The sequence below is a fragment of the Streptomyces sp. WAC06614 genome (assembly GCF_003949795.1).
In the GTDB taxonomy this organism is placed as follows: Bacteria; Actinomycetota; Actinomycetes; order Streptomycetales; family Streptomycetaceae; genus Streptomyces.
The window spans coordinates 1-9,603 of the sequence record NZ_RPRY01000269.1 but is presented as its reverse complement, the minus strand read 5'-3'; the positions used below and the strand labels follow the sequence as shown (position 1 = coordinate 9,603).

Here is a 9,603-nt window from a genome sequence, read left to right as displayed (position 1 = left end):
CACCCGACGGGAGCCCGCCGCAGGACGTCGCCCTGCCCTGGTCGGAGCAGTACTTCGCCCAACTCGGCCTCGTCCTCGTCGGGGAGGACGGCGGCGGAGCGGTAGCTGACGCCGAGGACGAGGCCGAGTTGGGCGAAGTACTGCTCCGACCAGGGCAGGGCGACGTCCTGCGGCGGGCTCCCGTCGGGTGAGGGGGGCTGCTCCGCTCGGCGGCGCTGGACGTGCAGCATGAGTTCGGTGTTCTCGACCGCCTGGGCCAGGACCCGGTCGGCGACGGGGTGGCGCTCGGCCTCGTAGGTGTCCAGGAGGGCAGGTGGCGCCCAGCCCCGGAGCACGCCGGCCAGTTTCCAGCACAGGTTGTGCACGTCGGCCACGCCGGTGTTCATGCCGAGGCCGCCGGTGGGCGGGACCGCGTGCGCCGCGTCGCCCGCCAGCAGGACCCGGCCGTGGCCGAAGCGTTCGGCGACGAAGGCGTTCATGGTCCAGTGGTGGATTCTGCGGATGTCGACCTCGATCGGTACGGACGCGTCGCCACCGTCCTGGCCCAGGGCTTGGGTCAGGCGGCGGCTCCAGGGGGCGTGGTCCTGGGTGCCGGCCCCGTCGGTCGGGGTGGGGACGAACCAGAACCAGCTTCCCTCGGGGTGGACCGGGCCGAAGCCGCCGTGCGAGGTGAAGTAGACGCCGGCGGGCTGCGCGTCGCCGCACCAGGGGGCGAGATCGGCGTCGAACACCACCGTGGTGAAGTCCCCCAGTGCGCCGGGGCCGGTGCTGCCGATCTCCAGGAGCTGTCGGACGGTGGAGTTCGCGCCGTCGGCGGCGAGCACGTAGCGGGCCCGGAGCCGCTCCTCCCGGCCGTTGCCGTGGTCGACCAGCCGGGCCGTGACGCCGTCGGGGTCCTGCGCGACGCCGACGAGCTCGACGCCGAAGCGTACGGGCGCCGTCGCCGCACCGAGCAGGATGGGCTCCAGGCGGTCCTGCGAGGTGACGACGCCCATCACCGGGCTCTCGGGCACGGGCTCATGGATGCCGACCATCGCCGCCGTGGCGAAGTCACGGTCGAGCAGGGTGTCGCGGAAGCGGATGCGGCCGTACTCCGGGGCGAAGGCGGCGGCCGTGATCCTCTCGGCGATCCCGAGCTGGCGGAAGATCTCCATCGAGCGCACGTTGACCAGGCGGGACCGGGGGAACGGCGACAGTTCACGGTGCTTCTCGACCAGCAGGACGCGCACGCCCCAGCGCTCCAGCAGGGCCCGGGCGGTGAGCCCGACCGGCCCGCCACCGACGATCAGGACCTCCACCCCGTCGCCGTCGTCGCCCCTACCAGGCAGGGCTGCTGCCGTACCGACCTTCGTCCGAACCGCCATGGACCCACTCTCGCGTCCCCACCCCGCCGGCCGCAACGACCGCAACGACCGCACGGCGACGTGCACCCGGACGGGGCCACCGGTTTCCCCCGGGGTTTCCCGTTGACCGTCCCGGTGGGCGACACGTGCTTCCTGGACACCGCGGTGCGCCGCGGCCCAGTCTCGAAGGGCCGGCGCCGCGTCATCCGTTCATCCGGCTCCGTCCGGAGCCCCTTGCCCAGGAGGACCCTCATGTCCGCTCGTACGAAGATCTCCCTCGGTCTGGCCGCCGCTGCCCTCGCAACGGGCCTGGCCTGGCCGGCCGCGGCGGTACCGGCCACCGGCTCCGCCGCCGTGGCGGCCGAATGCGGTGTCCGTTCCGACGGCAAGCTCTGGTGCGGCAACCGGGCGGGGGCCAAGGGCTACGCGCACCGCTCGTACGGCTCCGCGGTGCGCGGGCCGCTGAACACCGGCTTCAGCTGGTTCCAGTGCTGGGGCCGTGGCGACAACCACCCCGGCGGCAACAACGTCTGGTACTGGACGCAGCTGGACAACGGCCAGTGGGGAAACGTCCCCGCCGTGGACGTCCACACCTCGGTCGACCCCGCGCCGGGGCTGCGCGAGTGCTGATCTGCCGCGCCGCCTGACCCGGGCCGCCGCACCCACGCGGCCCACGCCGCTCCTCTCCCGGCGTGCCGCCGCATATCCGGCGGCGCGCCGGGAAGGCGCCCCGCGAGAGGTTCCGGCTACGCCAGAGGAGTGCGGCCATGTCGACCGACGCGATCGTGATGCTCAGGGACGACCACAAGCGGATGCGCAAGCTGATCCGCGCCTGTCGCAACGCCGACGGCAGCGGCAGCGCGAGCAGGGGTGGCAGCGGCGGTGCGACGGAGGCGGGGCTGTCCGAGGCGACCGGGGGCGGCGGAGAACTCGTCGACGAGCTCCTGCACGAGCTGACCGTCCACACGTTCGTCGAGGACGAGGTGATGTACCCGCGGGTGCGCACCCTCGTACCGGAGACCGAGCGGCTGGTACTGGAGTTCCACGAGGAGCACCACGTGGTGGACGTGCTGGCGCGCGAGCTGGAGGCCATGGACGCGGGCGACCCGTCCTACGCCGCGAAGGCGCACGTCCTGATGGACGCGCTGGAACGGCACATCGACGCCGAGGAGCGGGAGTGGTTCCCGCGGGTGCGCGAGGCGGTGGGCCGCAAGCAGCTCCAGGCGATCGGCGCCCGGATGGCGGACGTCCGCGAGCAGGCGCCGGACCGGCCGCACCGACCGCTGCTGCGCCAGCTCGCCGACGCCCTGAGCGGCTGAGCGGGGAGCCGCGACCATGGCCACCGCTGCGCACGACGCCGCCCACGACGGGCGGCCCCGGGCCGCGCTGTTCGACCTGGACGGGACCCTCGTCGACACCAACTACCTGCACGCCCTGACCTGGTGGCAGGCCTTGCACCAGTACGAGCAGGAGGTGCCGATGGCCCGGATCCACCGGGCCGTGGGCATGGGCGGGGACAAGCTGCTGGACCACCTGCTGGGCGAGGCCCGCGACCGGCGGCACGACGACGACCTGCGCGCCGCGCACCGCGCCCTGTACGCGACCTGGTTCGACTCGCTGCCGGTCCTCGACGGCGCCGCGGACCTGCTGCGCGCGACGGCCGCCCGGGGCCTGCGGATCGTGCTGGCCTCCTCGGCCTCGGCCGAGGAGGTGGCAGCCGTACGGTCCGCGCTGGACGTGGACGAGATCATCCACGACGCCACCTCGGCCGACCAGGTCGACGCCACCAAACCGGCCCCCGACCTGGTGGAACAGGCCCTCGAACGTGCCGGCGCGGAGCCCGGGGAGGCGGTGTTCATCGGGGACACCGTGTGGGACGTCAAGGCCGCGGCCCGCGCCGGGGTCACCTGTATCGGGCTGCTGACGGGGGGCATCGCCCGGGAGGAACTGACCGCGGCCGGTCCCGTCGCCGTCTACGACAGCCCGACGGACCTCCTGCGCCACTTGGACACCAGCCCCCTCGGCCGACGCCGAACCTGACCGAGCCGACGCTGACCACCGGATACGGACCGGACCGGATCGGGACCGCGCGAGACGTGGGTGCGGGTCCGGCGGAAGTCTCCGCCGGACCCGCACCCACTCACACTCAGGCACTCGTCGTCAGGGCCCGGTCAGTGGTCCTTGTCCGCCATCCTGCGCATCTTCGCGGCGGCGTCCGAAGCCGTGTCCTCGGCATGGCCCTTGACCTTCTTGGCCTTGCCCTTCATCTCCATGCTCTTGTCGCCGGTCGCCGAGCCGAGCTCTTCCTTGGTCTTGCCCGTGATCTTGTCGGCCTTGCCCTTGATCTTGCCCATGACGACCTCCTCGTAGGGGCTCTCTGCCTGGCGGCTACCCGGGACTCGGGTATGCATGCACCCGGATCCTGCGCCCGGGGGACGGCTTACGGGACGGGCCCGGGGGTAGCCGCCCGCCATGGACGAGGCACATCACGTGGACCGGATCGCCGAGCCCTGGGGCGGTCGCACCCCCTACGCACGGCACCAGGACTGGCCGGCGCGACTCGACACGTACCTGGCCGAGGGAACGGATCCGGGGCAGGTGGACCGCTGGGTGCAGACCGCGTCGATCCTGCACTCCGACGGCGACGCCATGGACATCGCCGTCAAGGACGGTGCGATGGTCGGGGTGCGGGGGCGGGTCGTGGACCGGGTCAACCGCGGCCGGCTCGGGCCGAAGGACGCGTTCGGCTGGCAGGCCAACGCCTCGCCCGACCGGCTGACCGCACCGCTCGTACGCCGGGACGGACGGCTCACCCCCACCGACTGGGGCACCGCGATGGACCTGGTGGTGTCCCGCTCCCGCGAGCTGCTCGACACCCGTGGCCCCGGTTCCCTCGGCTTCTACACCAGCGGCCAGTTGTTCCTGGAGGAGTACTACACCCTGGCGGTCCTGGCCCGGGCCGGGATCGGGACGAACCACCTCGACGGCAATACGCGGCTGTGCACGGCGACGGCGGCCGAGGCGCTGAAGGAGACCTTCGGCTGCGACGGCCAGCCGGGCAGCTACGACGACATCGACCACGCCGACGTCATCGCCCTGTTCGGGCACAACATCGCCGAGACCCAGCCCGTGCAATGGATGCGCATCCTGGACCGGCTCGACGGCGCCGACCCGCCGCGGCTGCTGTGCGTGGACCCCCGTCCGACGCCGGTGGCGCGCCGGGCCGCCGTGCACCTGGCGCCGCGCCCCGGGACGAACGTCGCGCTGCTCGACGCCCTGGTGCACGAGATCATCCGGAACGGGTACGTCGACCGGGCGTTCGTCGATGCGCACACGGTCGGCTTCGAGGAGCTCGCCGAGGCGGTCGCGCACTGCACTCCGCAGTGGGCTGCCGACATCTGTGACGTGCGCGCCTCGCAGATCGTGGAGGCGGCCGAACTGCTCGGAACGGCCGAGCGGCTGCTGTCGACCGTGCTCCAGGGCGTCTACCAGTCCCACCAGGCCACCGCCGCCGCCGTGCAGGTCAACAACCTGAACCTGATCCGCGGCATGCTGGGCCGCCCGGGCGCCGGGGTGCTCCAGATGAACGGGCAGCCCACCGCCCAGAACACCCGTGAGTGCGGTGCGGACGGCGACCTGCCGGGATTTCGCAACTGGGAGAACGACGAGCACGTCGCCGACCTGGCGCGGGTGTGGAACGTCGACCCCTCGACGATCCCCCACTACGCACCGCCCACCCATGCGATGCAGATGTTCCGCTACGCCGAGCAAGGCTCGCTGCGCATGCTGTGGGTCAGCGGCACCAACCCGGCGGTGTCCCTGCCCGAACTGGCCCGGGTCCGCTCGGTGCTGGCCCAGGACCGGCTGTTCCTCGTCGTGCAGGACCTGTTCCTGACGGAGACGGCGCGGCTCGCCGACGTGGTGCTGCCGGCGGCGACCTGGGGCGAGAAGACCGGCACCTTCACCAACGCCGACCGTACGGTCCACCTGTCCGACCGGGCCGTCGAGCCGCCCGGCGGCGCCCGGCCCGACCTGGACATCTTCCTGGACTACGCCCGGCGGATGGACTTCCGGGACAAGGACGGCGGTCCCCTGGTCACCTGGGACGGCCCGGAGTCGGCGTTCGAGGCGTGGAAGCGGTGCAGTGCCGGGCGTCCCTGCGACTACACCGGCCTGTCGTACGACAGGCTGCGCGGGGGCAGCGGCATCCAGTGGCCCTGCAACGACCGGGCCCCGGCAGGTACGGAACGGCTCTACGGCGACGGCATCGCCTGGGCGCACCCGGACGTGTGCGAGTCGTACGGCAAGGACCTGGTCACCGGTGCGTCGGTGTCGGTGGTGGAGTACCGCTCCCTCAACCCGGACGGCAAGGCGGTCCTCAAGGCCGCCGAGTACCTGCCGCCGCACGTCACGCCGGACGAGGAACGGCCGTTCCAGCTGACGACCGGGCGCACCCTGTACCACTTCCACACCCGCACCAAGACCGGCCGCACGCCGCAGCTCGCCGCCGCGGCCCCGGACGTATGGGTGGAGATGTCCGCGTCCGACGCCACCGCACAGGGACTGGCGGAGGGCGATCTGGTGGAGGTCTCGAACGCGCGCGGTGCGCTGCGCGGGCGGCTGCGGGTGACGGACATCCGGCCGGGCCTGGTGTTCGTGCCCTTCCACTACGGGTACTGGGACACTCCTGCCGGTTCGGGGCCGGGCGGGGCCGTCGCCGGCCGGGCGGCGAACGAGGTGACGGTCACCGACTGGGACCCGGCCTCGAAGCAGCCCTTGTTCAAGACCGCCACCGCCGCGGTCACGCTCGTCGAGAAGGGCGACGGCCGGCCCTCCCCCGCCCCCACCACCACGGCGTCCGCGCCCGCGCGGGGCGGGGCCACGGTGCCGGGCACCCACGGCGGCCCCTCCGCCCGGGTACGGGAGGACCCTTCGCCGGACGGGGACGGGGCGGACCCCTCGGGAGCCGCCTCGGGAGCCGCCTCGGGAGGCATCTCGGGAGGCACCTCGTGAAGCGCGCCGACGGCATCACCCTCACGCTCCGCGCACTGCACCACGGGGAGCGGAAGCTGGCGAGGGAACTGGCCACCGTGGCCGAACGTCACCGCACGGAGCACGAGGTCCACCATGTGGCGGCCGACCTCGTGCGCTGGTCCGAGGAGCACTGCCGCCGGCTGGCGGAGACCGGGTCCCACTACGGGCTGTCCCTGGCCGGGCCCCCGGACCCGCCCACGTCCAGGGTCCTGGCCTCCCTGCGCGAGAAGTCCGCCGAGGCCGTGGGCCGCCGGCCGGAGGCGGGGCTGCTCCTGCTGTACGACCTGCGCCGGATCCACCTGACCGCGGCGGGCAACTCCCTGTACTGGGAGATGCTCGCCCAGGCCGCGCAGGCGGCCCGGGACGAGCGGCTGCTGGAGCTGGCCTCGGCCTGCCACCCGCGTACGCTGCGGCAGATGCGCTGGACGAACACCCTGATCAAGAACCTCTCGCCCCAGATCCTGACGAGCGGGTGACCGGGGTTCAGTCCCGGGCGACGACCCGCAGCGTGCGCAGGGAGGGGTCGGCCGCGTCGGGGATCAGGACGCCGTGTTCGACGCCGCTGCGGAGGTAGTCCACGACCTCCCGGGTGACGACCTCGCCGGGGGCGAGCACGGGCACGCCGGGTGGATAGGGGCTGACCAGTTCGGCGGCGATCCGGCCGGCCGCCTGCTCCGCCGGGACGTGCTCCACCGGGGCGAAGAACGCCTCGCGCGGCAGCATCGCCTGCTCCAGCTCCAGGGTCGGCGGCGCGGGCAGCCGGACCGGGGGCTGCGTCTCGATGGTGTCCGCGTGCTCCACGAGGGCGCGCAGGGCGGACAGCAGGCACTCCTCGGTGCGGTCGTCGTCGGAGTGGGTGATCGAGGCGCTGATGCGGCAGGTGTCGGAGCCGCCCACGTCCACGTGCCGGTGCGTGCGCAGCCATTCGGCGGCCTGCATCCCGCTGATGCCCAGCTCCCGTACGTCGATCACGATCTTCAACGGGTCGAGGTACGCGGCCAGGCCGCCCTCCACGACCTCGCGGCCCATGGGCCGCAGCCCCGGCATCCGCCCGATCTCGTCACGGATCCGCCGGGCGCGGTGCAGCGCCGCCTCCAGCAGGTCGTGGCCGTGCTCGGCCATCTGGCGGCGCCAGCCGTCCAGGGTCGCGTAGACCAGGGTGGAGGCGCTGGTGGTGCCGAGCAGGTCCTCGCGCTGGGCGAGGGCCTCCGGCGAGACGCGGTCGTACTGGAGGTGGAAGACCGAGCTCTGTTCGACGGCCCCGCCCATCTTGTGGACGCTGGTGACGACCAGGTCCGCCTCGTGGTGCATGCCCCAGGGCGGCAGGTCCGGGTGGAAGGGCAGGTGGGCGCCCCACGCCTCGTCCACGATGAGGGGCACGTCGAACTCGTGGCACACACGGGCCACGCCCTGGATGTCGGCGCACGAGCCCCATTCGGTGGGCGTGATGAGCAGCATGCCCTTGGCGTCGGGGTGGGCCTCCAGGGAGCGCCGTACGTCGTCCGGCTCGGGCGGGTGCGCCAGGTGGCGTTCCGCGTCGAACTTGGGGTGGACCCAGACGGGGTCCACCCCGTTGATCACGACGCCCGAGACGACCGACTTGTGCGCGTTGCGTGACAGCAGCAGTTTCTCGCCCGGTCCGGCGACGGCCAGCATGGCCGTCTTGACGGACAGTGAGCTGCCGCACGTGGAGAAGAACGCCCTTTCGGCGCCGACGGCCTCGGCCATCAGTTCCTGGGCGCGGTCGAGGATCTGGTGGGACTCGCGCCGGTCGTCGAGCCCGTTGAGCAGCAGGACGTCGGCGCGGAAGACGTCGAGTCCGACGATCTCCGCGACCCGGGGGTCCACCCCTCGGCCCTGTTTGTGTCCCGGCGGCCCGTACACCACGTCGCCGCGCCGCCGGAACTCCTGCAGCGCTTCCAGGATCGGGGCATGTGACTGGTCCATGTCTCCTCCCGCTGGAGCGCGTCAGCGGCCGAGTGCTTCCTTCAGCTCGGCCTTGTCCATCTGGGAACGGCCCTTGATGTTCCGCTGCTTCGCCTCGTTGTACAGCTGCTCCTTCGTGGGGCCCTGGGACCCGCTGTGCGAGCGCTGCCCGCCGCGCTTGGACGAGGACATGTCCTGGACGGAGGACCGGCTGGCCGTCTTCGACTCGCCGGAGCGGGCCCGTTCCTTGTTCACGGTGCGGGCGGCGATCTCCTTGGCCCGCTCCTCGGACTCGCCGCGGTCGAGCGCGGAGTCCTTGATGTGCTCGTACTGACGTTCCCTCTTCGGGGAGGAGCCACGGGGCATGACCTTCTCCTTACCGTTGTCGGTGCGGACGGCCGGAGGTCCCGGCCGTGTGCGGCGCCTACCCGCTGCGGCCGCACTCATGAGCCGCCCCGGCCCACCTTTTCGCCCAGCATGAGCCGCCCGATCCGGGGAAGACGCGGGCGTCACACAGGCCTCCCCCGCGTCGTGCGACCGCCCCGGGCGGCGGGGCGCGGGGCGGGGCCGACCGACCGGAGGAGGTCGTCATGCCTGGTACGAGGAGCAGTCGGCCGCAGCGGGCCCTCCGCCGGACCACGGACGGTCCGGCGGGGCCGTGGCAGGACTTCGACGAGGTCCTGGACGAGATGCTCGGCCTGTTCGAGGCCTGCCGCGCCACCGCGGCACGGGACCCCCGGGCGGAGGACGAGGGGGCGCGCGCAGCCGACCGGTGACACGTCGCGCCGAAGGAGAGGAGAGGAACGCCATGAGCGGGACCGAGGAGACGGCGGGGGACGAGGTCTACCAGCCCCAGGAGGAGACCGAGCCCGGTGAGGCGCAGCCGGACATGGAGAACGCCCTCGGCGAGCCGGACCTGGACGACACCCTGGACACGGGGTACGTGCCGCCCGACCGGCCCCTGGCCGCCACCCGGCACGGGACCACCGCCGCCGAGCAGCGGGCCGGGGAGAGCCTCGACGAGCGGCTCGCCCAGGAGGAACCGGAGCCGGGGGCGGCCGACGAGGTGGCGCGCGACGCGGAGGCCGGCCCGGACGAGGAACCGGGCGGGAGCACCGGCGAGCTGCCGGAGCCCGGCGCCGACGGGGTCGGGGGCGGTGGTGAGGACCTCACGGGTGATCCGGGGGAAGTCGTTGGTCACCACCTTGCCGGTCGGCACGTCCACCACGGCCGGCACCGTGATACCGCGGTCGTAGCCGGGGTCCCGCGCCAGGTAGGCCTCCTGCAGCCGCTCGATGCC

Annotated in this window: 10 protein-coding genes and 1 pseudogene; 7 read left to right on the top strand and 4 right to left on the bottom strand. The window is 73.1% G+C overall.

Annotation, left to right across the window (positions count from 1 at the left end; translation table 11 throughout):
* Positions 1-1,364: FAD-dependent monooxygenase (locus EF918_RS27255; RefSeq protein WP_125651538.1), on the bottom strand; the 1,364-nt coding region annotated here is incomplete at its 3' end.
* A gap of 231 nt (positions 1,365-1,595) precedes the next feature.
* Here EF918_RS27255 and EF918_RS27250 point away from each other — a divergent pair.
* The 3 genes from EF918_RS27250 (at position 1,596) to EF918_RS27240 (ending at position 3,383) form a co-directional block, all read left to right on the top strand.
* Positions 1,596-1,973, top strand: a complete 378-nt coding sequence (locus tag EF918_RS27250) for a hypothetical protein (protein ID WP_125651535.1) — start codon at positions 1,596-1,598, stop codon at positions 1,971-1,973.
* Between the two features lie 137 nt (positions 1,974-2,110).
* Positions 2,111-2,662, top strand: a complete 552-nt coding sequence (locus tag EF918_RS39185; RefSeq protein WP_125651533.1) for a hemerythrin domain-containing protein — start codon at positions 2,111-2,113, stop codon at positions 2,660-2,662.
* 16 nt (positions 2,663-2,678) lie between these two features.
* Positions 2,679-3,383: an HAD family hydrolase gene (locus tag EF918_RS27240; protein ID WP_125651531.1), complete on the top strand. Its 705-nt coding sequence runs from the start codon at positions 2,679-2,681 to the stop codon at positions 3,381-3,383.
* Positions 3,384-3,514: 131 nt separating this feature from the next.
* Here EF918_RS27240 and EF918_RS27235 read toward each other — a convergent pair whose 3' ends face one another.
* Positions 3,515-3,697, bottom strand: coding sequence for a CsbD family protein (locus EF918_RS27235; protein WP_125651540.1), 183 nt, complete (start codon positions 3,695-3,697; stop codon positions 3,515-3,517).
* A gap of 118 nt (positions 3,698-3,815) precedes the next feature.
* Here EF918_RS27235 and EF918_RS27230 point away from each other — a divergent pair, with 118 nt between their 5' ends.
* Positions 3,816-6,356 (top strand): molybdopterin oxidoreductase family protein, encoded by a 2,541-nt coding sequence (locus EF918_RS27230; protein ID WP_125651529.1) that lies wholly within the window; start codon positions 3,816-3,818, stop codon positions 6,354-6,356.
* Entirely contained in the window at positions 6,353-6,853 is a 501-nt protein-coding gene (locus tag EF918_RS27225; protein WP_125651527.1) for a hypothetical protein, read from the top strand. Before EF918_RS27230 ends, EF918_RS27225 begins: the two co-directional genes overlap by 4 nt.
* Before the next feature lie 7 nt (positions 6,854-6,860).
* On the opposite strand, the gene EF918_RS27220 is transcribed toward EF918_RS27225, so the two are convergent.
* Together EF918_RS27220 and EF918_RS27215 are read right to left on the bottom strand one after the other, a co-directional pair.
* The gene (locus EF918_RS27220; RefSeq protein ID WP_125651524.1) at positions 6,861-8,324 is read right to left on the bottom strand and encodes an aminotransferase class I/II-fold pyridoxal phosphate-dependent enzyme; all 1,464 of its coding nucleotides are present in this window, start codon (positions 8,322-8,324) and stop codon (positions 6,861-6,863) included.
* Between the two features lie 21 nt (positions 8,325-8,345).
* Positions 8,346-8,669 carry a plasmid stabilization protein gene (locus EF918_RS27215; RefSeq protein ID WP_125651522.1) on the bottom strand — a complete coding sequence of 108 codons (324 nt, stop codon included), beginning with the start codon at positions 8,667-8,669 and terminating at the stop codon, positions 8,346-8,348.
* A 224-nt stretch (positions 8,670-8,893) separates the two neighbouring features.
* On the opposite strand from EF918_RS27215, the gene EF918_RS37280 reads away from it, so the two are divergent.
* Both EF918_RS37280 and EF918_RS37275 read left to right on the top strand, forming a co-directional pair.
* Positions 8,894-9,079, top strand: coding sequence for a hypothetical protein (locus tag EF918_RS37280; RefSeq protein WP_185921939.1), 186 nt, complete (start codon positions 8,894-8,896; stop codon positions 9,077-9,079).
* A gap of 32 nt (positions 9,080-9,111) precedes the next feature.
* Positions 9,112-9,603: pseudogene (locus EF918_RS37275) on the top strand (hypothetical protein); the annotation flags it as partial.